Annotated in this window: 25 protein-coding genes; 9 read left to right on the top strand and 16 right to left on the bottom strand. The window is 63.9% G+C overall.

Translation table 11 applies throughout. The features are described 5' to 3' along the window. Nucleotides 1-21: 21 nt before the first annotated feature. The 14 genes from PK98_RS08840 to phhA all read right to left on the bottom strand — a co-directional run bounded on the left by PK98_RS08840 (nt 22) and on the right by phhA (nt 14,072). Nucleotides 22-1,119 carry an ABC transporter substrate-binding protein gene (locus PK98_RS08840; RefSeq protein WP_039095833.1) on the bottom strand — a complete coding sequence of 366 codons (1,098 nt, stop codon included), beginning with the start codon at nt 1,117-1,119 and terminating at the stop codon, nt 22-24. 172 nt (nt 1,120-1,291) lie between these two features. Beyond that, nucleotides 1,292-2,038 carry an FkbM family methyltransferase gene (locus tag PK98_RS08845; protein WP_052208241.1) on the bottom strand — a complete coding sequence of 249 codons (747 nt, stop codon included), beginning with the start codon at nt 2,036-2,038 and terminating at the stop codon, nt 1,292-1,294. Between the two features lie 95 nt (nt 2,039-2,133). Next, nucleotides 2,134-3,957, bottom strand: coding sequence for a glutamine--fructose-6-phosphate transaminase (isomerizing) (glmS, locus tag PK98_RS08850; protein ID WP_039095834.1), 1,824 nt, complete (start codon nt 3,955-3,957; stop codon nt 2,134-2,136). Between the two features lie 130 nt (nt 3,958-4,087). Next, entirely contained in the window at nt 4,088-5,035 is a 948-nt protein-coding gene (locus PK98_RS08855; RefSeq protein ID WP_039095836.1) for a phytanoyl-CoA dioxygenase family protein, read from the bottom strand. Further along, nucleotides 5,032-5,793, bottom strand: coding sequence for a DUF5672 family protein (locus tag PK98_RS08860; protein WP_326998659.1), 762 nt, complete (start codon nt 5,791-5,793; stop codon nt 5,032-5,034). The genes PK98_RS08855 and PK98_RS08860 overlap by 4 nt, the downstream gene beginning before the upstream one ends. 49 nt (nt 5,794-5,842) lie before the next feature. Beyond that, nucleotides 5,843-7,192 carry a glycosyltransferase family 2 protein gene (locus tag PK98_RS08865; protein WP_326998660.1) on the bottom strand — a complete coding sequence of 450 codons (1,350 nt, stop codon included), beginning with the start codon at nt 7,190-7,192 and terminating at the stop codon, nt 5,843-5,845. Nucleotides 7,193-7,486: 294 nt separating this feature from the next. Continuing rightward, complete coding sequence (locus PK98_RS08870) at nt 7,487-7,801, bottom strand: 4a-hydroxytetrahydrobiopterin dehydratase (protein ID WP_152608572.1); 315 nt, start codon at nt 7,799-7,801, stop codon at nt 7,487-7,489. Then, nucleotides 7,794-8,453: an SDR family oxidoreductase gene (locus PK98_RS08875; RefSeq protein ID WP_235425476.1), complete on the bottom strand. Its 660-nt coding sequence runs from the start codon at nt 8,451-8,453 to the stop codon at nt 7,794-7,796. The genes PK98_RS08870 and PK98_RS08875 overlap by 8 nt, the downstream gene beginning before the upstream one ends. A gap of 42 nt (nt 8,454-8,495) precedes the next feature. Next, nucleotides 8,496-8,861, bottom strand: a complete 366-nt coding sequence (locus PK98_RS08880; RefSeq protein ID WP_039095842.1) for a Rieske (2Fe-2S) protein — start codon at nt 8,859-8,861, stop codon at nt 8,496-8,498. Next, nucleotides 8,858-9,502, bottom strand: coding sequence for a maleylacetoacetate isomerase (gene maiA / locus PK98_RS08885; RefSeq protein WP_039096537.1), 645 nt, complete (start codon nt 9,500-9,502; stop codon nt 8,858-8,860). Before maiA ends, PK98_RS08880 begins: the two co-directional genes overlap by 4 nt. Then, nucleotides 9,499-10,800, bottom strand: a complete 1,302-nt coding sequence (gene fahA / locus PK98_RS08890) for a fumarylacetoacetase (RefSeq protein WP_039095844.1) — start codon at nt 10,798-10,800, stop codon at nt 9,499-9,501. Before fahA ends, maiA begins: the two co-directional genes overlap by 4 nt. Next, nucleotides 10,797-12,119 (bottom strand): homogentisate 1,2-dioxygenase, encoded by a 1,323-nt coding sequence (hmgA, locus tag PK98_RS08895; protein WP_039095846.1) that lies wholly within the window; start codon nt 12,117-12,119, stop codon nt 10,797-10,799. The genes fahA and hmgA overlap by 4 nt, the downstream gene beginning before the upstream one ends. Continuing rightward, the gene (gene hppD, locus PK98_RS08900; RefSeq protein ID WP_039095848.1) at nt 12,112-13,164 is read right to left on the bottom strand and encodes a 4-hydroxyphenylpyruvate dioxygenase; all 1,053 of its coding nucleotides are present in this window, start codon (nt 13,162-13,164) and stop codon (nt 12,112-12,114) included. Before hppD ends, hmgA begins: the two co-directional genes overlap by 8 nt. Before the next feature lie 41 nt (nt 13,165-13,205). Next, nucleotides 13,206-14,072 (bottom strand): phenylalanine 4-monooxygenase, encoded by an 867-nt coding sequence (phhA, locus tag PK98_RS08905; RefSeq protein ID WP_039095850.1) that lies wholly within the window; start codon nt 14,070-14,072, stop codon nt 13,206-13,208. A 95-nt stretch (nt 14,073-14,167) separates the two neighbouring features. On the opposite strand from phhA, the gene PK98_RS08910 reads away from it, so the two are divergent. After that, nucleotides 14,168-14,641 carry an Lrp/AsnC family transcriptional regulator gene (locus tag PK98_RS08910; RefSeq protein ID WP_039095852.1) on the top strand — a complete coding sequence of 158 codons (474 nt, stop codon included), beginning with the start codon at nt 14,168-14,170 and terminating at the stop codon, nt 14,639-14,641. A gap of 79 nt (nt 14,642-14,720) precedes the next feature. Here PK98_RS08910 and PK98_RS08915 read toward each other — a convergent pair whose 3' ends face one another. Then, nucleotides 14,721-14,930 carry a hypothetical protein gene (locus PK98_RS08915; protein WP_039095853.1) on the bottom strand — a complete coding sequence of 70 codons (210 nt, stop codon included), beginning with the start codon at nt 14,928-14,930 and terminating at the stop codon, nt 14,721-14,723. A gap of 133 nt (nt 14,931-15,063) precedes the next feature. Between PK98_RS08915 and PK98_RS08920 the strand changes: the two genes are divergently transcribed. The 3 genes from PK98_RS08920 (at nt 15,064) to PK98_RS08930 (ending at nt 18,416) form a co-directional block, all read left to right on the top strand. Continuing rightward, nucleotides 15,064-16,005 (top strand): L-lactate dehydrogenase, encoded by a 942-nt coding sequence (locus tag PK98_RS08920; protein ID WP_039095854.1) that lies wholly within the window; start codon nt 15,064-15,066, stop codon nt 16,003-16,005. A gap of 125 nt (nt 16,006-16,130) precedes the next feature. Then, nucleotides 16,131-17,609, top strand: a complete 1,479-nt coding sequence (locus PK98_RS08925; RefSeq protein WP_039096539.1) for a peroxidase family protein — start codon at nt 16,131-16,133, stop codon at nt 17,607-17,609. 132 nt (nt 17,610-17,741) lie between these two features. Further along, complete coding sequence (locus PK98_RS08930) at nt 17,742-18,416, top strand: murein L,D-transpeptidase catalytic domain-containing protein (RefSeq protein WP_039095856.1); 675 nt, start codon at nt 17,742-17,744, stop codon at nt 18,414-18,416. A 16-nt stretch (nt 18,417-18,432) separates the two neighbouring features. Here PK98_RS08930 and PK98_RS08935 read toward each other — a convergent pair whose 3' ends face one another. Then, the gene (locus tag PK98_RS08935) at nt 18,433-19,380 is read right to left on the bottom strand and encodes a DUF5996 family protein (RefSeq protein WP_039095858.1); all 948 of its coding nucleotides are present in this window, start codon (nt 19,378-19,380) and stop codon (nt 18,433-18,435) included. Between the two features lie 114 nt (nt 19,381-19,494). On the opposite strand from PK98_RS08935, the gene PK98_RS08940 reads away from it, so the two are divergent. The 5 genes from PK98_RS08940 to PK98_RS08960 all read left to right on the top strand — a co-directional run bounded on the left by PK98_RS08940 (nt 19,495) and on the right by PK98_RS08960 (nt 25,169). After that, entirely contained in the window at nt 19,495-20,388 is an 894-nt protein-coding gene (locus PK98_RS08940; protein WP_039096541.1) for a pirin family protein, read from the top strand. Between the two features lie 325 nt (nt 20,389-20,713). Next, entirely contained in the window at nt 20,714-21,358 is a 645-nt protein-coding gene (locus PK98_RS08945) for a helix-turn-helix transcriptional regulator (RefSeq protein ID WP_081996099.1), read from the top strand. Between the two features lie 201 nt (nt 21,359-21,559). Next, on the top strand, nt 21,560-22,006 hold the full coding sequence (locus tag PK98_RS08950) for a curli assembly protein CsgF (RefSeq protein ID WP_081996100.1): 447 nt from the start codon (nt 21,560-21,562) through the stop codon (nt 22,004-22,006). Nucleotides 22,007-22,020: 14 nt separating this feature from the next. Continuing rightward, entirely contained in the window at nt 22,021-23,049 is a 1,029-nt protein-coding gene (locus PK98_RS08955; protein ID WP_081996101.1) for a CsgG/HfaB family protein, read from the top strand. Nucleotides 23,050-23,510: 461 nt separating this feature from the next. Then, nucleotides 23,511-25,169, top strand: a complete 1,659-nt coding sequence (locus PK98_RS08960) for a beta strand repeat-containing protein (protein WP_039095861.1) — start codon at nt 23,511-23,513, stop codon at nt 25,167-25,169. Nucleotides 25,170-25,210: the final 41 nt, after the last annotated feature.

Genomic DNA, 25,210 nt, shown 5'->3' on the forward strand with positions numbered 1-25,210 from the left:
ATTGGACATGCGCAATATACCTTAGAGCTCAAGAAATTCAATGTAACGTTTAACACCAAGTGTATCAATCTTGCTTTGATAATCTAGGATCATATCCGACATTTCTTCCTGTGAGACGTCTAAAGTTCTATCGACTGCATCCTTTACTGCAGAAGACGAGTTATTATGATCCACACTAACAATCTTAACATATTCGTGATCTTCAAGAAGATCCAAATAGAGATTCGATCGGACACAGGGTCGCCCCAATGACTGACTCTCGACATTGACCATCGGGTGGCAGTCAATCAGAGACACGTTGAGTGTCAGATGAGAGGTTTGATACCGTTTAAAGGTCTCCTCGCGATTACCGGCTTTCAGGATAACTAACTTGTCGTCGAGCGGGCTCGGCAGCTTGAGTCCCGAAGCAAACGCCCACACTTCCTCGACCTGATCGCTCAGACTTGCGCCGTAGACGCTGCCGAAGACATTCTTGATCCAGGTTCCCCAGCCGGGGACAAAAGCGGAAACACGATCCGACTGCGGCACATCGATTTCGCCGCGATGTACAGGCGACAGATTATACAGCAGCGGTCTAAAAAGGGGTGCGCCCGGCACCTCCATACCATTCTTCATGATATGCAAACCACGCATGAACCCGTCTTGCGCCATTTCGATCATCTCTAACGCGACCGCTCGGTCGGCCTCGTTCCACCACTGAGCAGGCGAGCCGTGGAAGACTAGGAAAATCCGATCTGTTAGACCTGCGGAGCGGAAGGACCGCATCAAAACCGCCATATTGTCGGAAAATCCATGAAGCACGATGCGCTCGGGGTTTGCATCCTGGATATCCAACGCCAAAGCATTCAGATCGGCTTGGGTGAGGCGCGTCTCCGGGATTGCAAGCTTTCGCCCCGGCAGTGACCCGGCCGCGGCTCGGATTCCGTGCCATTCTTTGTGAAAGATGTGCAGCACATTGGCCAGTGGACCATTGTGATGAGCGTACATGACGTCCTGCCGACTATCCCAAAGCCACCCGTCATGACCATTCACGAGCCGGACGCTCTTTTGATCATACCTAGCCAGCACCCTCTCGATGCTCTTGGAAAGCTGCGGGCGGTTATTGAAGGTGTTAAACATTCGTACTCCGTGGAAGAACGTCTAGGGCCGATCGAAGGTCATGATCTTGTTCTACACGGCTCGACCCTTGCGTATCGACGTGGACGGTAACTGGCCTGCCATACGATTCTGATGCATAGCTAGGCCCTGCCAGAGAACATATCTGATCGCGCGCAGGACCGATCCAGCCGAGTTAACTCAGCAAGTGTTTAATGTTGTTGTTGATGAACAGGACGTCGCTCTGATCGTAGGCTTGAGGAACATGGCTGTCGCCGACCAGGGAAAAGCCATATGCACCGATCATCTCCTTTAGTTCGGAGGCAAGTTTCTGTCCAACCCAGCACTCTTTCCACTCGACCTCCGCCCTGAGAAATAGCGTCTTGGATAGAACCTTCTGAGCGCCTGCTAGAACCTTGTCCAACGCACCTTCGACATCAATCCAGAGTGCAAACGTGTTGCGGTCTATGACGTTGCCACCAAAGGACGCATCCAACGTCGAGCAGGGCACGGTCACGCTCTTGGACGTGACACCATCGGTACGTTGCAAAATCGAGTTTGCGCCACGCTGCCAGTCGTTCGCCTCGTCTGCGTCCAAGACATTGAATGCGATCTCCCCATCGTAATCGGTTATCGCACGGTGACTTACGTGAAAGTTTGGAACACTCGCAAACCTGGCACTGTCAACGTAGAATTGCTGGTAGTTTTGTGGACTTGCTTCAAACGCAAAGACAGTACTTTCTGGCATCAAGTGAGCAAATCGGTAGCTCTCGTCTCCGTTGAAGGCGCCAATGTCGCAGATTAGGCTGGGACAGCAGATCAAACATAATTGATCGAAGATATCACGCAGCAAATCATCCCGACCACGCATCTTCTGAAAAGGGACACTCGGGTCCAGTGTTGTCTGCTCATGAACCACGTCATCAACTTGGAGTTCATTCATTTCTTCACTCCGGAAGAGTCATCAGTATCCAGTATCGCATCGCCCCCTATGCGTGACACTGTTACCATTGCGCGTGAAGATCGGAGCAGCATGTCCTATTCGACCGTTACACTCTTGGCCAGATTACGCGGCTGATCGACATCCGTCCCCTTCAGGCAGGCGACGTGATAGGCAAGCAACTGCACGGGCACGGCATAGACCAGCGGGGCAATCAGCGGGTGGACCTGCGACATCTCGATTGTCGCGATGCAGCCTTCGCCGGCTTCCGCGATACCTTCCGCATCGGAGATCAGGATGACCTTGCCACCCCGCGCACGGACTTCGTGCATGTTGCTGACCGTCTTTTCGAACAACGGACCCGACGGTGCCAGGACAATCACCGGCACATCCTCGTCGATGAGGGCGATGGGACCATGCTTCATCTCGCCCGACGCATAGCCTTCGGCATGGATGTAGCTGATCTCCTTCAGCTTCAATGCGCCTTCCAGCGCCAGCGGGTAGTCCGGCCCGCGCCCGAGATAGAGCACATCGCGTGCCTGGGCGATGTGGTGCGCCATGGCGGCGATCTCTTCGTCATGCTCCAGCGCGGCATTGAGGCTGGCCGGAACCTCCAGCAGGTGCTGGACCACCTCCATCTCCTCTTCCCGGTCCATCCGGCCGCGCTTGACGGCAAGATGCGCCGCCAGCGCAGCCAGCACCGCCAATTGGCACGTGAATGCCTTGGTGGAGGCGACACCGACTTCGGGTCCGGCATGTGTCGGCAGCAGCAGGTCGGCCTCGCGCGCCATCGTGCTGGTCGGTACGTTCACGACAACGGCGATGGTCTGGCCCGCCGCCTTGCAGTGGCGCAGCGCGGCAAGCGTGTCCGCCGTCTCGCCGGATTGCGAGATGAACAGGGCGAGTCCGCCCGGCTCCAGGACAGGGTTGCGATACCGGAACTCGGATGCGACATCGATATCGACCGGCAGGCGGGCGAAGGCTTCGATCCAGTATTTGGCGACCATCCCGGCATAGAAGCTGGTGCCGCAGGCCACGATGGTGATGCGGTTGATCCTGGACAGATCGAAATCTACCTGCGGCAGCGCCAGCGACTGATCGACCTGGCGCAGGTACGAACGCAGCGTCTGGGCGACCACGGTGGGCTGCTCGAAGATTTCCTTCTGCATGAAATGCCGGAAGTGGCCCTTCTCGATCGCCACCGCGGATGCGCCCGAGGTCACGATCTCGCGCTCGACCCGGTTGTTGGTGGCGTCGTAGATCTGCGCACCGTCCCGCGTGATGACGACCCAGTCACCTTCTTCCAGATAGGTGATGCGCTGCGTCAGCGACGCGAGCGCCAGCGCATCGGAACCAAGATAGGTTTCCCCCTCACCATAGCCCACGACCAGCGGCGAGCCGAGGCGGGCGCCGATCAGCATGTCGGGGAAGCGGCGAAATGCAATCGCCAGCGCAAAGGCACCGCGGAGTTGCGGCAGCACGGCCTTCACCGCATCTTCGGGGGCGACCCCCGCTTCCACCTTTTCGGAGACAAGGTGCGCGACAACCTCGGTGTCGGTCTGGCTTTCAAACGTGCGGCCGCGCGTCTCGAGCGCCTCGCGCAGGGGCCTGAAATTCTCGATGATGCCGTTATGCACCAGCGCCAGTTCGCCGGTTGCATGCGGATGGGCGTTGGCGGCTGTAGGCGCGCCGTGCGTGGCCCACCGGGTGTGGGCGATACCGGTATGACCGGGGGCAGGTTCCCTCGCGAGTTCCCCTGCCAGATTGATCAGCTTGCCTTCGGCCCGACGGCGTACGAGCTGTCCGTTGTCGATCGTGCAGACGCCCGCACTGTCATAGCCGCGATACTCCATCCGGCGGAGGCCTTCGAGCAACCGGCCTGCCACGTCGTCCTTGCCGACAATACCGATGATGCCACACATTCTCTTTCACGCGCCTCTTATCAATCACATGCGCCGGTCGGTTAATCTTCCCCAACCGTCAGCGCCATCCAGAAGTTCTAGTCTTATCAAGTTTCGTCAGGGTTAGCGCCCTCGACGCCACCCGGCGTCGTCAGACAGCCTTGCCCCCCGCAAGCCGTGCCATCCGCCCCAGCATGCCGCGCCGACGCGGCCGTACCGGCGCGAGTTCCTCGCCCAGCCAGCTGTTGGTGCGCTTGCGTCCATCGACGATGGATACCGGCTCACGCATCTGCAGGCGACCCAGCGCCTCGTCCGAAAAAGCGGGCGTGTACCAGATGCAATCTTCGAAATAGTAATGCGTGACCTGCGACCAGCGGGTCAGGTGCGGGTCGGTCTGCCGGCTGCCGCCATGCAGCAGATTGGCGGTCCAGATCAGCGCCTGCCCTTTCCGCGCGAGGAATGGCTCCTCCGCCGCGCCATGCACCTCGCCCAGGGCGCGCCAGCCTGCGGCAAACGGATCCTGCGCGGAGTTGAGCGCGCTGCCATATCCCCGGCGCGCGATCATCGCGTTGCTGAGCTGCGGCCATTTGTGCGATCCGGGAATGTAAAACACCGGGCCGGCCTCGGGCGCGATATCCTCCATGGCCAGCCACACGCCGCACATGAACCGTTCCGGCATGCTGGAGAAATGGACGGCGTCGGTATGCGCCTCCTGCTGGGTGCCGACCGGGAAGTTCAGCGTCTGGAACGGGAAGGCGGCGCGACCATACAGCTTGGTCAGCAGGTCCAGCAGCACCTGATTGGCCGCAATGGCCCTCACATCATCATCGAACTTCCAGGCGTCCTGCACCCGTCGTTCGCCAGCTGTCTTGTCCGATCCGGGATCGGCAAAATCGATGCCGTAGCGCGGACCCAGCTGTGCCTTGATACGCTCCATCCGTGCGTCGATTTCCGGATCAGGGAAGTCGAGCACGGCGTAACCGCGATCGTGCAGGTCCGTGGCGATCCGTGCCTCTTCGGGCGTCAGGTCCATCTGCTCCCGCAATCGGGGAAACAGCGGCGATTCGATCAGAGGCACGCCGGGGAAGGGATTGTTCATTCGCTTTGCAGGCCCTGGTTGGTGACGCAGCCACCACCTCGTTGCTTGCGGCCGGACAGGTCAAGCAGCATCCGCCATGCGCGGCGCAGACCCTTTGGGCCACGCAGCACCTGGGCGACGATGGCCCATCGGTCATGCGCGACGCTGCCGGTTTCGTCCAGTGTGCGATAAAGCTGCCAGAACCGCACCGCCCCCAGAGTGCGCGGCATCAACCAGGCGCCGTGATAGCCGAACGTGGCAGCCGGGTTGCCGGCCCGTTCGGCCGAGAAGCGGTCGGCAATCTCCCGCGGGGCGAACCGCAGACCTTGCCCCTCCAGCCATGCGCGATTGCTGCGGCAGATTGCCACATCCTCCGGATGTGCGGGCACGAAGCCTGGCGCACGGCAGGCCTCCATCAGCCGGCGGCTGCGCAGCGAGAAGCCGCCATTGCCGACATCGTGGCCGTCATCGAACTGCGGCCAGCTGGCACCCACATAATCGTAGTCGAGGAACCCGGGCTCCCAACGGCCGGCATCCACCACATGCCCGTCCCATTGCACCACGAGGCAGAACGGTGTTGCGACATGATCGACCAGGTGGGTCATCAGGAAATCGGAGTAGTCGGCGGATGATCTCACCGCCGGTATCGGAACAATCTCGATCTCCCGGTGGACGTCAGGGACATTCGCGTCCGTCAGCACCTTGCACGCGGCAAAGGCGATCTGGCGGCGACACGCCTCGACAGCTGCGAGCGTCGCGGCGATGTTGACAGAGCTCACCGCGCATAATGTGACTTGCGGCAGCGCAAGGCGTCGATCGTCCTGCATCTCAGAGGGCCAGTGCGAAGCGCTCGCTCGCGCGGCTGAGCTGTGGGTGGTGCCAGGGATCGACCAGCGTTGCCGTGCCCCATATCCGTTGCAAGGCGGCCATCTCGCCTGCAAAGCGCGCGGCGCCGACCGGATCGCGATCAAGGCCGCGTGACACGGATTCGTGATGCACCAGGGTGGCGCGCGGTTCGTAGAGGCTCTGCCATCCCTTCCGGTTCAGGCGCAGGCACAGGTCGACATCGTTGAAGGCGACGGCGAAGTTCGCTTCGTCCAGGCCGTCGACAGCATCGAAGCGGTCGCCCCGCACCACCAGGCACGCGGCAGTCACCGCGGAAACGAAGTGCGGCAGCGAGTGACGGTGGTGGTAGCCCTCCTCCTCCGGCCGCATGAAACGATGCGCGTGGCCGGCTGCGTTGCCGACACCCAGCACCACGCCCGCATGCTGGATCCGTCCATCGGGATAAAGCAGCCGGGCACCGACTGCGCCCACCTCCTCGCGCACGGCCTGCCGGACCATGGTCGCCAGCCAGTTCGGCTCAAGGATCTCGATATCATTGTTCAACAGGCACAGCAGCGTGCCCGTCGCCTGCCGGGCTGCAAGATTGTTGAGCGCCGAATAGTTGAACGGTCCCGGTGCAGACAGAACCCGGTGCCGGTCGGGCGCGCGAGAAGCCCATTCTTGCAACCAGGCAATCGTTTCCGGATCGTCGCTGCCGTTGTCGACGATGATGATTTCCATGGACGGGTAATCGGTGCGGGCCAGCCCGTCGGTGCAGACCTTCAGCAGATCGGCGCGATTGCGCGTCGGTATGATCACGCTGACCGGTGGCAGCGGGGTGCCGGCCGCAGGCTTGTCGACCGGAGGAATGACCGTGAGCGGACGCGTGCGCCGGTGATGCAGGATATGCGGCACATGCTGCGGGGGCTGGCCCGACAGCGCAAGCGCCGCCCTCGCCAGATCTACAGGAACGGTGCCGCTGAATCTCCTGACTGCATCACAGCGCAGGATGCAGGCGCCACTCATGAAATCCTGATGGCGGAACAGTTCAGCGTTCCAGTCCGGCTTGAAGTGCGGCCGGGTGCGCCGGCGCCTGCCGTCCAGCAGATCGTCATCGGCATACAGGATGTCGGCCCGAGCCGTGGCCGCCGCTCCCCGGTAAGTTGCGGCCGCGCCATCCGCCAGCAGATCACCGGGCGTCAAGGGCAGCAACCAGCTTCCGTCAGCCGCCTCGGCGGCATCGGCGATGACCGGAATACCCTGCCGGGCCAAGCTGCCGCAGGTTACGTCATGCCCCGGACCCTGGCCCACGACCGCCACGATCTGCGGACCGGAATCGCTGCCGATCGGCAAGGATGCCTGCCCGATCCAGACGTCATAGGCGTGGCGCGAGGCGCTTAGCAGGGGTGCGAACTGCCCACGTGCACGCACCCGCTTGCCCAGCACCCGCCACCACAGCGCCTTGGCAAAGGGACGCGGGGCGAGCCGGAATGCGTCCAGGTAGACCCTCAGCCGCAGCAACCATCCTGTACGTGAAGCTTGGCCGTCTGTTTTCATCGGGCAGCGCCTTAGCGCCAGCGGATCGCCACCGGCAAGCCGCGCATTACTCGCTCTGGAGCAAGGCAGACGGGATGCGGTTCATCCGGATCACCCATGCCGATCAATGGGCACGAAGCCGTCGATTGCCTGGGCCAGGTCGATATCCCGCTGGCTCACATCCCCTGCATCGTGCGTGGTCAGCCAGATCTCCAGCCGGTTGTAGACGTTGAACCATTCGGGATGATGGTCTGCCTTCTCCGCCACGACAGCGATCCGCATCATCAGGCCGATGGCTTCAGCGAAATCCGCCAGCCTAAGCGCACGATAAAAGGCGCGGCGGTCCGGATCGTAGGTCCAGTGCGGCATGGCGTGGAGTGCGGCGATGCGTTGCTCGGGGGTTAGGGGAGCGATGATGTCAGCCATTATGCGTCACCGGGATCAGTGCGCCGCTGATCGCGCGCGCCTGCGCGCTGGCCAAGAACAGGGCGACGTCAGCGATGGCCGCCGGGCTGGTCCAGTCCGAGGAGTCGGCATCCGGCATGTCGGCGCGGTTGCGTGGCGTGTCGATGATTGCGGGCAATATGGCGTTCACGCGGATGTTCCTCGGCTTCAGCTCGGCTGCCAGCGCCTCCACGATCCGGGCGACCCCCGACTTCGCCGTGGCATAAGGTGCCATGCCCGCGCCTGCCGGCTGGGCGGACGCTGCGCCGACGCACAGGATGGCACCGCCATCGCCTATCCACGGCAAGGCTGCCTGGATCGTGCCGAGGGTCGTCTCCACATTGTCGCTGAACAGCTGACGCCACAGCTCCGGACGGCTCTGCTCGACCGTGCTCCATTCGAAGCCGCCGACCAGATGGATCAGCGCGTCGATGCCGCCGCCCAGGGCCGCGGCGGCGGCGTCCAGCGCGGATCGCGCGCCAGCGGGATCGTTCAGGTCACCGGCGGCAATCTGCCGGACGGCAAGTGGCAGGCCGGCAACTTCCCGCCGAACGATGGCCGTCACCGCATCGCCCCGATCGGCGAACGCCTGAACGACCGCCCGGCCCAGCGCTCCGCCTGCTCCTGTTATCACGATCCGCAATGCTAGAGTTCCTTCCTCTCGCCCATGACTCCGTCAGCCGGTGATGATCCAGTCGTCCTGAATGGCGACCGGCCAGGGCACCAGTCGCTCTCCGGCGCATGGTCCGCCGACGCAGGTACCGTCGGTGATGCGGAACAGCGCTCCATGCCAGCTGCACATGATGAGCCCGCCATCCGGAGCCAGGTACCGATCGAGCTGTTGCGCCAGCGGCAGACCCATATGCGGGCAGCGGTCGACATAGCCATGCACCGCACCGTCACGCCTGACGACAAAGCCGTGGAACCGCCCTGCCCGCAATTGCAGCACGAAATTTCGGGCGGTGCCCTCCGCCAGCTGGTTACCGGGACACAGCCGCACACCGGCGGGAACGGCATCGGGCGTCACCCGGGCTTCGCTCACCTGTCGGCATCCGCTTGCTGCAACGGGTGCGCGGCCGCCACTTCGGGAAGCGCGGAAGTCGCCTCCCCGGCCGCCACGAGCCGCGGGAACGGGGCAAGATCGACGCCGAAGCGTTGCGCGTTGAACAGCTGCGGCACCAGGTAACAGTCCGCCAGGGTGGGCCGATCGCCGAAAGCATAGGTCCCGCCATGCTGCGCCACCAGCGTCTCTAGCGCGGCAAAGCCATCCTCGATCCACCGCACGGCCCATGCGCTGACCTCTTCTGTCGTGGCATCGAAGTCGGCGCGCAGCGTATCCAGCACGCGCAGGTTCTGCAGCGGATGGATGTCGCAGCCGATCAGGGCCGCCATGGCACGGACGATCGCAGCGTCATCCGGATCGTCTGGCAGCAGCGGCGGTTCCGGCCAGCGCGCCTCCAGCCATTCCAGGATGGCCACGCTTTCGATGATGGTGCGCCCGTCATGCTCCACCGCCGGGATCAGGCCATGCGGCGCGATCGCCAGATAGGCCGGACTGCGCTGTGCCTCGATCCTGAGGTCGTGCGAGACATGACGGTGCGGGATGTTCTTGAGGTTCAGCGCGATCCGTACGCGATAGGCCGCGCTTGATCGCCAGTAGCCGTGGAGGACAAGCTCGCTCATGGCGCCGGCAGCACCCGTGCGCGGCACTCGCCGAAGCCGATAGGCACGAACCCGTCCGCCGCGGCGCTGGCCCGCAGGGTAATCTCATCGCCATCTTCCAGGAAGGTGCGCGTCTCGCCGGTCGGCAGCGCCACCGGCTCCTTGCCGCCGACGCTCAGTTCCATCAGGCTGCCGAACCCGTCCCGGGTAGCGGCGGAAATGGTGCCGGTGCCGAGCAGGTCGCCCGGGTTGAGGTTGCAGCCGTTCGATGCATGATGGGTCACGATCTGGCCCACGGTCCAGTACATGTTGCTTGCTGGCCCGCGGCTGAGCCGCAGCGGCGCCATGCCGGCCTCGCGCATGGCGGCGCTGGTCAGCAGCACCTCCAGCATGATGGCCAACGCGCCGTGCGCCTGATCGTCAGGATCGAGCAGATAGGGCAAGGGCGCGGGATCGTCGGCCGGGCGCGGTGGCTGGGCGATGCGGAAAGGCGCGAGTGCCTCCCGCGTGATTACCCAGGGCGAAATGGTGGAGTGGAAGTTCTTGGCGAGGAACGGCCCGAGCGGCTGGTACTCCCACGCCTGCAGGTCCCGGGCGGACCAGTCGTTCAGCAGGCACATGCCCGCCACATGCGCACCGGCGCGATCGATCGGGATCGGCGTGCCGAGCGGATTGCCCTCACCGATCCAGACGCCCAGCTCCAGCTCGTAGTCCAGCCGCGCCGTGGGGCCGAACACCGGCTCTGTTGCCTCGGGCGGCTTGCGTTGCCCGGCAGGCCGGACAAGCGGCTCGCCCGAAGGTCGGATGGAAGAGGCGCGCCCGTGATAGCCGATCGGCACGTAGCGATAGTTGGGCAGCAACGGATTGTCGGGCCGGAACTGCCGGCCGACATTGTTGGCATGATGGATGCCGACATAGAAATCGGAATAGTCGCCGATCGTGGCGGGCAGATGCAGCCGGCAGCCGTCGGCCGGATAGAGCCAGCTCTCGAGCGAGGCCCGCTCCCCCGGCTGTGACAACAGCTGCGACAGCCGCCGGCGCAGATCGACACGCGCCTGTGCCGGCGCGGCCATAAGTCCGTTCAACGTATGGGCAGTGCACAGCCCCGCTGTGGCGGACGGCAGCAGACCAGCCTGCGCACAGGCGGCCAGATCCAGGATCATCGGACCGATCGCCACCCCGATGCGCGGGCGGCCATCCGCCGGCGAGAATACTCCAAACGGCAGGTTCTGGATCGGAAAGTCGGCATGGCCATCCGCATCCGGGACCCAGCTGGTCAGCGCCGGGTCATGCGTCTCGTCCATGTGCCACCAGTTCATGCCGTCTCCTCTCCGCGGCCGGGCAGCTGCGCCTTGCGGAAACCCTGCCAGCAGGTGTCGTAATCATCCTGCAGCAGGTCCGTTTCCACTGCCCAGCGGGTCGGCGTCAGAACATGGCGGGTCTCGAACATGAAGGCCATGGTCCCGTCGATCTTCTGCGGCGAGAGGGTGGCGGCAACGGCGCGTTCGTGGCTTTCCTTATCCGGGCCGTGGCCGGACATGCTGTTGTGCAGCGACGCACCGCCGGGAGCAAAGCCGCCAACCTTGGCATCGTACGCGCCCTCGATCAGGCCCATGAACTCGCTCATGACGTTACGGTGGAACCACGGGGGCCGGAACGTGTCCTCCGCCACCATCCAGCGCGGCGGGAAGATCGCGAAGTCTATGTTGGCGGTGCCCGGCGTGTCGCTCGGCGCGGTCAGCACGGTGAAGATCGACGGGTCGGGATGGTCGAAGCTGACCGTGCCGATCGTGTTGAACCGCCGCAGGTCATACCGATACGGCGCCAGGTTGCCGTGCCAGGCGACCACATCGAACGGGCTATGATCCAGCGTGGTGGTCCACAGCCGGCCATGAAACTTCTGCACGATTTCGCACGGCGTTTCTGCATCCTCGAACGCGGCGACAGGCGCATCGAAATCGCGTGCACTGGCCAGACCGTTGGCGCCGATCGGGCCGAGTTCGGGCAGGCGGAAGAGCGCGCCATAGTTCTCGCACACATAGCCGCGCGCCGGTCCGTCGATCAGTTCGACCCTGAACCGCAGGCCGCGCGGCACCAGGGCGATCTGCAACGGCTCCACCAGGAGAACGCCCTGCTCCGTCACCAGCCGCAGGCGGCCTTCCTGCGGCACGATCAGCAGCTCGCCATCGGTCGAGACAAAGGCGCGGTCCACCATGGAGGCGCTCACCGCATAAAGGTGGATCGCGCAGCCCGCGCCCGTGGCAACGTCGCCATTGCCGGCGCAGGTCACCAGCCCGTCGATGAAGTCGACCGGATCGGCCGGCAAGGCGATCGGATCCCAGCGCAGCCGGTTGGGCGATGGCGGCACCTCCATGAACGGGGCGGAGCGGATCAGCGTGTCCCGCCCATATGGCATAAACGGCCCATGCGACGCGGTCGGGCGCATCCGGTAGAGCCAGCTGCGCCGGTTCTCAGCCCGGGGCGCGGTGAAGGCGGTGCCGGAGAACTGCTCGGCATAAAGGCCGAACGCCGCCTTCTGCGGCGAGTTGCGCCCTTGCGGCAGGGCGCCGGCGACCGCCTCCGTCGCATGGTGGTTGCCGGCGCCCGCCAGCACGGCCCCTTGTACCGGATCAGGCATCGACGGCGATCACGCCACGGCGGATCTGGTCGAGCTCGATGGACTCGAACAACGCCTGGAAGTTGCCGTTGCCGAAGCCTTCATTGCCCTTGCGCTGGATAATCTCGAAGAAGATCGGCCCGAACATGGTTTCCGTGAAGATCTGCAGCAGGATGCCTTCTTCCCCCACATTGCCGTCGATCAGGATCCGGTTGCGCCGCAGCCGTTCCAGATCCTCGCCATGACCGGGCACGCGGCTGTCGACCAGTTCGTAATAGGTCTCGATCGTGTCCTGCAGCTTCACGCCGCGGGCACGCAGCTGTTCCACCGTGGTGAAGATGTCGTCGGTGGTCAGCGCCAGATGCTGGATACCCTCGCCACCATATTCCCGGATGAACTCCTCGATCTGGCTGCGGTCGTCCTGGCTTTCGTTCAGCGGGATGCGGATGGCCCGATCGGGCGCGATCATCGCCTGGCTGAACAGGCCGGTCGCCTGGCCCTTGATGTCGAAATACTTCTGCTCCTCGAAGCCGAACAGCTCGCGGTAGAACGCGCTCCAGACCTGCATCTGCCCGCGCCGGACATTGTGGGTCAGGTGGTCCAGCAGGTCGAGGCCGACATTGTTCTCCGCTTCCGCCTGCTGCCAGCCGTCGATCTCGGACCAGTCGGCATACAGGTCTTCCCCATCACGGATGAAGTAGAGGGAGGAGCCGCCGATCCCCTGGATCACGGTATCGTCCTCGTCTGTCGCCTGGGCGCCATGCTCCAGTGCCCAGGCCAGCGCCTGCGCCGGGTCGGCCACGCGGAAGGCCATCGCGCTGGCGGACGGTCCGTGGGCGGCACGGAAGGCGGCGGCACGGCCACCTTCGTCACGGTTGAGCATCAGGTTGATGCGCCCCTGCTTGTACCGGGTGATCTGCTTGCGTGGGTGCCGGTGCGTGGCGACGAAGCCCAGCTGTTCAAACTGTGCAGCCATGGCGTCGGGATCGGGCGAGGTAAACTCGACGAATTCGAAGCCGTTCAGGCCCAGCGGATTTTCCGGCGAATGGCCCGGTGTGTCAGTCATGTCGGCATCCTTTCGATTGTTCTATCTTGCGCGGCGCGCATTCAGGCCGTCCCTGCTTTCGCATGGGCATAGGCCTGGGTTCCACGATTGTAGATGCGGTCTTCGGTTACGATTGTGGCCGTATCGAGATCGGCCTGATCCGCCAGCTCGGCATAGATCGGCGCGAAATCGGTCTCGGCGGTCTGCCGCAGCAGATCCTCGAAGCTGTCGATCACGAAATAGGTCTGCTGGTAATCGTCGATGCGATAGCGCGTGCGCATCAGGCGCCTGAGATCGAAGCCCAGGCGGTTGGGCGACGGATCGTCCAGCGCGAAGATCGACTCGCCATAGGACGAGACGATGCCCGCGCCGAACAGTCGCAAGCCATCATCGTGCCGGATCAGTCCGAACTCTACCGTGTACCAGTACAGCCGGGCCAGGCGCTCGATCGCGCCAAGTCCGCTGGCGCGCAGGCCGCCCGCGCCATAGGCCTGCATGTAGTCGGCAAACACCGGATGCGCGAGCAGCGGCACATGGCCGAACACATCATGGAAGATGTCCGGCTCCTCCAGATAGTCGATCTGTTCGGGCGTGCGGATGAACCGCCCGGCAACGAACCGCCGGTTGGCAAGATGGTCGAAGAAGACATGGTCCGGCACCAGCCCGGGTACCGCCACAACCTGCCAGCCAGTCGCCTGCATCAGCCGCTCGGACAGTTCGGCGAAGTCGGGGATGCCTGGCCGGGTCATGCGCAGGATGTCCAGTCCGGCCATGAATTCCGGGACGACCCGGCCGGGGAGCATCGCCGCCTGCCGGGCGAACAGATGATCCCACATCGCATGTTCCTGCGGCGTGTAGCGGTACCAGTCCTGCGGGATCGTCCAGTCTGCCGCCGCGCCTTCCGGCGGATTGTGTGTCACTTGTGCCATGCGGACATTGTCGGGCAAGCCGCGGTAAAATGCTGTTCAAAAGCAAGCTAAGCATGTATCTATTATGAGAAATTAAGCCACGAACAGCTTGGAAAGTGAACGGATTGATCAAGCTGGATGCACTTGACCGGCGCATCATCACCCTGCTCCAGCAGGACGCCTCTCTGAGCAATGCGGAACTGGCCGAACGGGTCGGCAGCACCGGCCCATCCTGCTGGCGACGGATTCGCCTGCTGGAGGAAGCTGGCGTGCTTGGCCGGACCATCCGGCTGGCCGACCAGATAAAGCTGGGCCATGGCGTGAACATGCTGTGCAACGTGCGCATGCGCACGTTCGAGGCGGACAGCGTCGCCGCGTTCGAAACCTTCGTGCAGGCGGAGCCCCGGATCATGGAGTGCTTCTCCATGTCGGGCGATTGGGACTACCTGTTGCGGGTGGTGGCAACTGACGTTGCCGATTACGAAACCTTCCTGATGCAGCGGCTGGTCAAGCATCCCTCGGTCGCGGGCGCATCGTCCCACCTGGCGCTGCGGGTCGCGAAATACCAGACGGCCATTCCCGTCGCCTGACCGCCCGTTATTACGGGAATGGCCGGAAAGCGGATCGCGCCTCCCGACCACCACGGCTGAGAACGAGGGAAGTCGCGACTTATTGGTAGCCGCGGTTTTCCTCGCGCTCCTCAGCGGCCTCCCGCTGCGCATCCTCCATGGCTTCTGCCTTGTCGGTTTTGGTTACGCCCTCGGCATCGTCGCCCTTGCCCGTATTGCCGGACTGTGCGGCTGGCTGCGTCTTCGATGCCTGGTCGGCACCGCCCGCAGCCGGCTTTTCGGTGCCGTTTTCATTCACTTGATCGGCCATGTCACTCTCCTCAAGGTACGGTGGCACAACGTCCGACTGCTGAAATCGGCTCCGGCCGCACCCGTGTCTTCGTGTCGGCCGTTCGGCTGGAAGAACCGCATGCGTGTGTTGTGCGGAACCGAGGAAGCTGATCATGCCTGTGACATCGCGTATCGCCATCATCGGGACCGGCAATGTGGGGGCGACAGCCGCCTACGCGCTGATGCTGCGCGGGATCGTTTCGGAGATTGTCCTGATCGACCGGTCGGCAGAGCACGCCGCGGCGGAGGCCACCGACATCGCCGATGCCAATGCCATCGCCCGGCCTGGACGGATCTGGGCGGGTGACTACAGCGACGTCCGCGATGCAGCCATCCTGGTCATCACGGCCGGCGCCACCCCGAAAGACGGCGAACCGCGGACCAGTGTCGCGGGGCGCAGTGCCGTGATCGTGCGGGACTGCGTGGGACAGGCGATGCATGCGGGCTTCAATGGCGTAGTGGTCGTGGCGTCGAACCCGGCGGATGCGATGACCCAGGTGGCACAGGCGGAGTCCGGCCTGCCGGCCGAACGCGTCATCGGCACCGGCACGCTGCTGGACAGCAACCGGTTCCGCAAACGCATTGCCGACCGGCTCGGCATCGCGCCCGGCGCGGTCGCGGCGCAGGTGCTGGGCGAGCATGGCGACAGCGAGGTCATGGCCTATTCGACCGTCCGCATCGGCGGCATGGATCTGGACGCCTATCTGGCCGGCCAGGAGTTCGATCGCGCAGCGGTCGCGCATGACGTCATGCGCGCGGGATACACGATCGGTCATGGCAAGGGCTTCACGTCCTACGGAGTTGCCACCGCGATCGTCCGCATCTGCGAAGCCATCCACCGGGACGAGCGCGTGGTGCTGCCGGTCTCGACCTTGCTCACCGGGCAGTACGGCATCAATGGCATCTATCTGAGCCTTCCCTGCCTGATCGGTGCCACCGGCATCCAGCGGATCCTGACGCCGGAACTCACCCCTGCTGAAACGGACGCTCTGCTCGCATCGGCTGACGTCCTGCGTCGCACTCTGCAGCAGACAGAGGAAGATGCTGACGTTTAGTTACTAGCAATCTAAGTGTGAGCGGAGTAATGATCCGTCGTACAGGGCCGCAGCCTCGAAGACGTCTGCCCGCGTGACGTCACGAGGTCGAGTATCGTGCATTCCATTCCACCATGGAGCTGATCATGGCCCGTCACGGCACCTATCCCCACGACATCGTCCCCCCGCGCTCGCAATATGCCGATGCCGGGCGGTTCGGCAGGCTGTTCGGCGAACTGCCCCCCTTCGCGGCCGATACGCCGGACGTACGCCAGGCCTTGCTGGAGATCGGCAAGGCCGGTGGCATCATGGATGCGAAGGACGATCTCGACCAGACGCCCAAGGACCTCATCGTCAATCCGGCTTTCTCGAAGAAGAATTCCGACAATCCACAGATGACGGCGGGACTGACCTTCCTGGGGCAGTTCCTGGATCACGACATGACCTTCGACCCGACCTCCAGCCTGGAACGGCAGGCGGATCCGGAACATGTCTCCAACTTCCGTACCCCCAGCCTGGGTCTCGACAATGTCTACGGGGCGGGCCCGGGCGTGCATCCGCATCTTTACGACCAGACAACCGGCTATACCTTCCTGGTCGAACCGATGGGCACGCCGGGCAAGTGGGACGTGCCGCGCAACAGCCAGAACGTGGCACTGATCGCCGATCCGCGGAATGACGAGAACGCGATCATCAACCAGTTGCAGCTGGCCTTCCTGCAGTTTCACAACAGGGCAGCGGATCATGCCCGCACCAAGATCAAGCTGAAGGCCCCGCACGAGATCTTTGCCGAGGCGCAGCGTATCGTCCGCTGGCATTACCAGTGGATCGTGGTGCACGAATTCCTGCGCAAGACATGCGGTGGGGCCGTGGTGGACGATGTGCTGCAGAACGGTCGCAAGTTCTACAAGTGGCACAACGAACCGTTCATCCCGGTCGAGTTCTCCGTTGCTGCCTATCGCTTCGGGCACAGTCAGGTGCGCCCATCCTACCGGCTGAACTTCACCGGTGAGGCCGGGCAGCCGTTCTTCGCCATGATCTTCAAGGGCACGCCATCCAGTCCCACTGATCCGGACGACCTGTCGGGCGGGTGCCGCGCCCCCCGGCGTTTCATCGACTGGCCGACCTTTTTCGATTTCGGCGACGGCAACGTGCGACCCAACAAGAAGATCGACACGTCCCTGTCCACCGCCCTGTTTCACCTGCCCGGCTCAGTCGTCGGCAAGGCGGACGCCAAGAGCAATCCGGCATCGCTGGCACAGCGCAACCTGCTGCGGCATCTCACCTTCGCATTGCCGTCCGGGCAGCGTGTCGCACGGGCGATGCAGCTCGATATCCTGTCGAAGGGCGATCTGGCCGATCTGAAGCCGTTCGGTTTCGACGATCGCACGCCGCTCTGGTTCTACATCCTGCGCGAGGCAGCGATCTTTGCGAATGGCGAGCGGTTGGGCCCCGTGGGCGCGCGCATCGTGGCGGAGGTGTTCATCGGCCTGTTGCAGGGCGATCGGTCGTCCTATCTCTCGCAAGACCCCGACTGGCAGCCTTTCCTGCCCACGATCGATCCGGTCAGAGCCGGCGACGACTTCACGATGATCGACCTGCTGCGCTTTGCCGGAGTTGGATGACCCGGGCGCGGCGCCTTGGCCGATCGAGAAAAACCCTTTCCGATCCGATAGTTGACGCCAGTCGTCGCATCGGCGGCACACATGGTCTGCCCGACGCTGACAAGCCCGGCATGATGTGGCACCGGCCGGCGGATGGATATCAGCAGACGACAGATGATGCTGGCAGGGGGCGTGTTTGCCGCAACCTCCATGCTGGCAGGCGGGATGCGCGGACAGGGATCAGGCTCGATCCCGGCGGCTGCGCTCCGCACGTCGGTCCCGCCGAAGGTTGCGGCGGCCCCGGCCGTGCAGTCGATCGTGCCGCCTGAACTGATGGCATCGGCGAAGGCGGCGCTCGACCGGCAGGACCCATCGATCCTGCGCGACCGGATGGCGGTGGTCGACTTCGCGGCTGCATCCTCGAAGCCGCGGCTGTATCTGGTGGACCTGCTGTCGGGTGACGAGCGGGCGCTGCTGGTGACGCATGGCAGCGGCTCCGATCCCGATCACAGCGGTTGGACGAAGCGCCTCTCCAACGATCACGGCTCCAACGCATCGAGCGAGGGCGCGTTTGCCGCGCTGAACTACTATTCTGGCAAGCATGGCCGTTCGCAGCGGCTGGCGGGACTGGATGCCAGCAACAGCAACGCGCTGGATCGCGCGATTGTGATCCACGGTGCATGGTATGCCGAACCGGACGTGGTCGGCGCGACCGGCAAGCTGGGTCGCAGCCAGGGCTGCTTCGCTGTCGGGGATACGAAGATCGACACCCTGTTCGATCATCTCGGCACCAACCGCCTGCTCTACGCGGCGAAGCTCACCGCCTGAGCACCGGGCTGCGCTGCTACGGCGCCTCGGCATCCGCCGGGCGCACCTGCCCCGGCCGACCCTGTCGGCACTCCAGCAGGTCGCGGTCCCATCCGCCCAGCCCTGCCGCCGCATCATAGGTCGATTCAAGGAAGGCAAGCAGCGCCGCATCGCCATCCGCCGCCGCCTGCACCGCCGCGTAGGGCAGCACGAACTCCGACAGGCCCTCGTGCCAGAAGGCGGCATCAGGGCGGACCGGCGCGTCGCGGAAGCCATCCGGCGCCGGGTAGGCGTAGGCATAGAAGGCAGGCTCGTCCATGCCGCCACCGCCTGGCCAGAACCCTGCGGACGAAACCTCCCGGTCGTACGCTTCCTGCGCCACCGCATTTGGCAGGGCGGGAACGCCGCCGCCGTGCAGCGGTGCACGCCGGCCCGAGAACCGTGTGACGGCCAGGTCGAAGCTGCCCCAGAACAGGTGAACCGGGCTCGCCTTGCCCAGGAAGGATGTGCGGAACGCCTTGAACACCCGATCCGTCGCCAACAGCGCCTGGTGAAACCGTTCGACGGCATCACGATCATAGGGCCGATCACGATGATCCTGCGCGAACGGCACCGGGTCCGGCACTTCGTTCGGGCGACCATCGAAGCGCGGCGTACCACCCAGATCGGAGATCAGCTGGACGAAGCGGTCGCGAAAGGCGGCCACTGTCATCGGGCCCAGTGCGAACGAGCGCCGACGGCCATCCACGGCAATCCCGACGACCAGATGCTCGTGGAAGTCGAACTGGATCTCCAGGCCCGGGCCATCCGGTATCAGCGAGGAGGTCAGTCCGGCAGGCGTGACATAAAACGTCGCGTGCCATGCATGGTTGATCCACGGGGTATGCGCCAGTCGGTACTTGCCAGCGACCTGCAGGTACAGGTGCAGAGCCGAACAGGTGTCCTGCCAGTCGAGGTAATCGAGACGGGGCCATTGCTGGGTCATTCCGGCATCCTTTGTCCGATAGGGAGGTCTGCGATCCTGCATGTGCTAGACCACCAGCCTCTGGCAGCCTAGTTCCAGAACGATAGCAGAGCGCAAACCGTGAGAGGCGAAACCATGATCGAGATGATGATCGAACAACGTCGCCGCAGCCTGGGCGGCGGCATGGAGGTCGGACGCGTGCTGCCGTTTGCCAAGCGGCGGATGGTTGGCCCCTTCATCTTCTTTGATCACATGGGGCCGATGGATCTGGAGGCCGGGGTGGACCGTAGCGTTGACGTGCGACCGCACCCGCATATCGGCCTGTCGACCGTCACCTATCTGTTCTCTGGCGAGATCATGCATCGCGACAGCCTGGGCTACGAACAGTCGATCCGTCCGCAGGAGGTCAACTGGATGACGGCGGGGCGCGGCATCACCCATAGCGAACGGTTCGAGAAAGCCCGCGCAACCGGTGATCACCTGCATGGCATCCAGGCTTGGGTCGCCCTGCCCGATGCGGACGAGGAGACCGCGCCGGCCTTCTCCCATCACGAGGGCGCCGACCTGCCGACCTGGAGCGATGCGGGCGTGCATGGCCAGCTCATCGTCGGCGCTGCCCATGGCCTTGCCGCAGCTGCACGAACGCATTCGCCGCAGTTCTATGCTCATCTGGAGCTGGAGGCCGGCGCCCATGCGGAAATCCCCGCCGGACATGCGGAGCGCGCCGTCTATGTCGCGCGCGGCACGATCGAGGTGGGGGATCGCCGGGTGGTCGCCGGGCAGATGGCCGTGCTGCGTCCTGCCGCCTCGTCGATCCGCGCGACGGAACCCGCAACGGTAATGGTGCTGGGCGGCGAGCCCGTGGTCGAGCGGTTCCTGTACTGGAACTTCGTCTCGTCCTCCCAGGACCGGCTGCAGCAGGCAGCCGAGGACTGGAAGGCCGGGCGCATGAAGCTGCCCGATGCGGACGACCAGGAGTTTATTCCCCTGCCCGACCATCCGCCGGCGCCTCCGCCGGCAATGTCCTGATCCGATATCGCGACCGGAGCACCAGGCGAGAGATGCCGGGCTCCGGATAGGCTGGATGGCCTAAAGCAGCTCAGCCCGTGTCCCCGCATTGACTGAAAGTTAAGCCGGCGCCGTTAATAAGGCGACCGGATCTGTCGCCTCGCGATGTCATCTGCAAAGTCATGAAAAGAATCACTGCAGCATATCGTGTGGGCACATGGCGCATCAGCAACTTGTGGATAGACAATCCCCAAATTGGGGCATGCACGAAGCAGATGGTGCTGGCAATTCTGCATTCGGTTCGCGATGATGGCAGCCAAGAAAACAAGAGGATGCAAGAAACGGGATGCCAGACAGCAGGGGGCTGCCGTGTTCCGATCCGGATGCCGGGCATATGATCAGCGGCGAGAATGCCACTCGGCCCGAGCGTTTCGCCGACGTTGCTGCAATGGACGTGCTGCAGACTTATGATGCGCCTGTGGTCGTGATCGGCGAAGGCAACGAGGTGCGCTGGACCAGTTCCGGAGCAGAACGCTGGCTGCGCGCGCCGGCGCCGGTGTTCCTGCATGCTGGCCGGCTGTGTTTCGACGACCAGCACTGGCGCGGCGGCGTCGCCCGGCTGCGCACTTGCCTGGAAGGGCCGGAGCGCCGCCAGATCCTACTGGGCGATCCTTCGGGATCGAACTGGGTGATCATTGCGGGCTGGCTGCGGCAGCTGCCGGACGAGCAGGTGCTGATCACAACATACCGGATGGCACATCCGCTGCGGCAGGCGGCACATAGCGGGCTGGCGGAGCAGTTCCGCCTGACCCCGGCACAATGCGCGGTGCTGGACCTGTTCGCCCACATGCTGCCACCACGCGACATCGCCAAATCCCTCGGATTGACGGTTCATACGGTGCGCAGCCACTTCAAGACGATCCACGCCAAGACCGGGGTCCGGTCCAGCATGCAGCTGCTGCAACTGGTCCGCGCGTTCTGTGACGCGTGAATTTATAAACTGGCACATTGCGGGACACCTTGGTGTTTTTGAATGACCTCCCCAGATTGTGGGTGGTCGCTGCTGGAACCAAATCATAACATCGCATTAACAAAGTGACTTCCGCTCCGATGAAGTATCACCTGGCCATGAAGCCGGGACAGGACTTCAGGTGCAGGCACGGTCACCTTGAGGATTTGAGGGGGTTACCTAATGCTCCGTGTTATCGCGCCCTGCGCCGTGAAAACGGCGCTGGCGGTACTTGCCGTCTTAGCACCGATCTCTTCTGCACACTCCCAGGACATCGTCTACGAACCCGTCGATCCCAGTTTTGGCGGCAATGCATTCAATTCCGCGCATCTGCTCGGCATCGCCAATTCGCAGAACGACTACCGCGATCCCAAGGCAGCCTCTTCATCCACCGGATCGCAGGCCGACATCTTCGCGCGCCAGCTGCAATCGCGTCTGCTGTCGTCCCTGTCCTCCCAGATCGTTTCGGCCATCTTCGGCGACAATCCGCAGGAACAGGGCACGATCAGCTTCGGCGGGCAGACCATCAACTTCGTACGCGGACTGACAGAGGTCACGCTGACCATCACCAACACCGAAACGGGCGAGACGACCGAAATCATCGTGCCGACCTTCGTGGACATCAACTGATCGGTCGACTGGCGATGAACCTGCGCACCCTCCTGGCCCGGGCCTGTACCCTCCCCCTGCTGCTGGCGCTCGGCGCCTGCTCCACGGTGGGGGATGATGGCCGGACGCTGTTTCCCGAAACGCGGCCTGATGCCTTCACTCCGGAACGGACCCAGGCAGGCCGGTTGCTGCTGCAATTGCCCCCACCCAGCCGGCCGGTCGCCGTCGCGGTGTACGGTTTCGTCGACCAGACCGGGCAGTACAAGGCGAGCGAAGTCGGCTCCAGCCTGTCCCGCGCGGTCAGCCAGGGTGGCGGATCGATCCTGGTCAAGGCGCTGCAGGATGCTGGCCAGCGGCAGTGGTTCACCGTGGTGGAGCGCGAATCGCTGCGCAACCTGCTGAACGAACGCCAGATCATCAACGAGATGCGCCAGCGTTATCTGGGGGAGCAGACCGTCAACGCCCAGGCCCTGCCCTCGCTGCTGTTCGCGGGCGTGCTGCTGGAAGGCGGCGTGGTGGGGTATGACACGAACACCGTCACCGGCGGTGCCGGGGCAGCCTTCCTGGGCATCGGTGGCAGCACCGAATACCGGCAGGATACCGTCACCGTCTATCTGCGGGCCGTGTCGGTCCGCACCGGCGAGGTACTATCATCGGTCACCGCATCCAAGACGATCGCGAGCAGGTCCGTGGGGGCCAATGCCTTCCGCTATGTCGCGTATAAGGAATTGCTGCAGGCCGAGGTCGGCTACACCACCAACGAACCCGACCAGCTGGCATTGCAGCAAGCGATCGAGCGGGCCGTGTACTCGCTGGTGCTGGAAGGGGTCGAGCTGAAGCTATGGGACTTCGCCGATCCGCAGGCCGGCTCCGCCTTGCTGGACCAGTTCCGGCGCGAGCGTGACGGCGAGGTGGACGAGGCGCAGATGACTGCTGCCCTCAGCGCCCTGCCGCGCATGTCACCGCAGCGCACCGTGCGCCCGGACGTCGTCGCCGAACAGGTGGCGGCGGGGCCGATGCAGAACGGGCGCCCTGCCATCCATCGCGGAGGGGGCGCACGTTGAGCTGAATTTACAGGTTCGATCGCCGGATGGCGACCATGGGCCGCGTGGCTGGTGCCGGACCAGCCGCCGCAAGGGGCCACCATCTCCGGCATGCCGATCGGTGAAGTTGCAGCTTCGCCAGTGGGCATGAAGACGAAGGCGCGCCGGAGTTGCAGCTCCGACGCGCCAGGTAACTGAAGTTGTTTGCCACAACCCAGGTCTGCCCTTCGCCTTGGCGCAGGACAGGCATGGTTATGAAATTCCGGAAGGGTTTTTACAACCGTGATCGATCATCGCACTGCCGCACAAAAAGCCGCGTTCGTCGGCCGGCCGCGCGCGTCAACGGGCGCAAGACCCCTCTCCGGAAATCGTCAGAATGAAGCCTGGCCAACAGGCCGAAGCCTTCGGCTGTCCGCGCGGATCGTCCGCACGGCGCCATCGGGCCGCATCACCACCAATCGTTACATTGCAGGGGTTTGATCATGAGGAAGTTTATTCTCACCACCGTTTCCGTTGCCGCGCTGATCGCGGGCGGACAGGTGCTGGCGCAGGACAACACGAGCACGCTGACCCAGGCCGGTCAGTACAACATGAACGCGACGACCCAGAACGGGTCCGATGCGACGTCGACGGTGACGCAGACCGGTAACGGCGTGAATGCCACCAATGCCAACCGCGTGGGTGTCACGCAGGGCGGCAACGGCGCGGTGTCGACCGTCGTCCAGAGCGGCGCCGATCGCAACGAAGTCGAAGTCGTGCAGTTCGGTGCCAACACGTCCTCCGTCACCCAGTCGGGCACCGCTGCCGGCGCCGAGGTCCGCCAGACCGGTGACGGCAACGAGTCCGTCATCGAGCAGGCTGGCAATAGCGTGCAGGTGGGCAATGCCCTGAACAGCTCTGCCTCCGGCGTGGAGCAGTTCGGTGACAACAACACCTCCTTCGTGGATCAGGATCCGAGCAGCTTCGCTTCGGCGAATGTCTATCAGGTGGGCGAGAACAACGGCTCCATCGTGACGCAGGAAATCGTTGGCGGTGGCGCCGGCGGCGCCAACCGGTCGGTTGCCGACGTGGACCAGTCCGGCGCGTTCAACGATGCCAGCATCCAGCAGACGGTGCGCCGCGCTGATGCCTCCATCACCCAGAGCGGCAACACGCAGACGGCCAACATCATCCAGAACGGCTCGGAAGCGATCGCATCCGTGAACCAGCTGGGTCAGGGCAACATGGCCGACGTGACCCAGCAGGACGATGCCGGCGGGCTGGCCGAAGTGGTGCAGGCCGGTGGCGACAACATCGCCACCGTCACGCAGACCTCCGTCAATTCGGTCGCTGACCTGTCGCAGACCGGCCAGGGCAATAATGTCGAGCTGTCGCAGGGCCGTTCGAACGGCAACGCCTTCCAGACCAACGGCCAGCAGGCCCTGATCACGCAGGATGGTGACGACAACGACGTGCTGGCAGTCCAGTCGGGCAGCTCGGGCGACCTGAACGTGCTGCAGACCGGCGACCGCAACCGCGCCGATGTGGAGCAGTCCGGCTTCGACAACTCGGCGGGCGACAATGCCGGCCTGGCCGGCATCACCCAGGGGGGCAGCGACAACCTCGCGATCGTCAGCCAGGGCGGCCAGCTGTCCAACGCGTTCATCGATCAGATCGGCGACTTCAACACCGCCGATATCAGCCAGTCGGTGAACAACGCCCCGAACCCGGCCGGTGGCCCGGATCCGATGGTGGTGTCCGCCACGATCGAGCAGGGTGGCAGCAACAACATCTCGTCGATCGCCCAGTTCGGTGGCAATGCCACCAACAGCGCACGGCTGATGACTGCCAGCAGCAGCCAGGGGGGTGACGACAACACCAGCTCCATCAGTCAGACCAACTCGCTGATCGAACTGGCCGCGTCGGAGAACAGCGCCACCGTCACCCAGGACGGCAACGGCAACGAAAGCGACGTGACGCAGAATGGTGCCGGCAATCTGGCTCTGGTGAACCAGTTCGGCGACGGCAACCTGTCCTTGCTGACGCAGACCGGCCTGGATCACTCCGCGACGGTGAACCAGTTCGGCTCGAACGATAGCTCCACCATCAACCAGACTGGCAGCTTCAACAATGCGGTCGTGACGCAGGGCGCCGCGAACTAAGGCGGCAATACCTGACCGGAACCGGCGTCCTCCTTGCGGAG

The organism is Croceibacterium mercuriale (genome assembly GCF_000802385.1).
GTDB classification, from domain to species: Bacteria; Pseudomonadota; Alphaproteobacteria; order Sphingomonadales; family Sphingomonadaceae; genus Croceibacterium; species Croceibacterium mercuriale.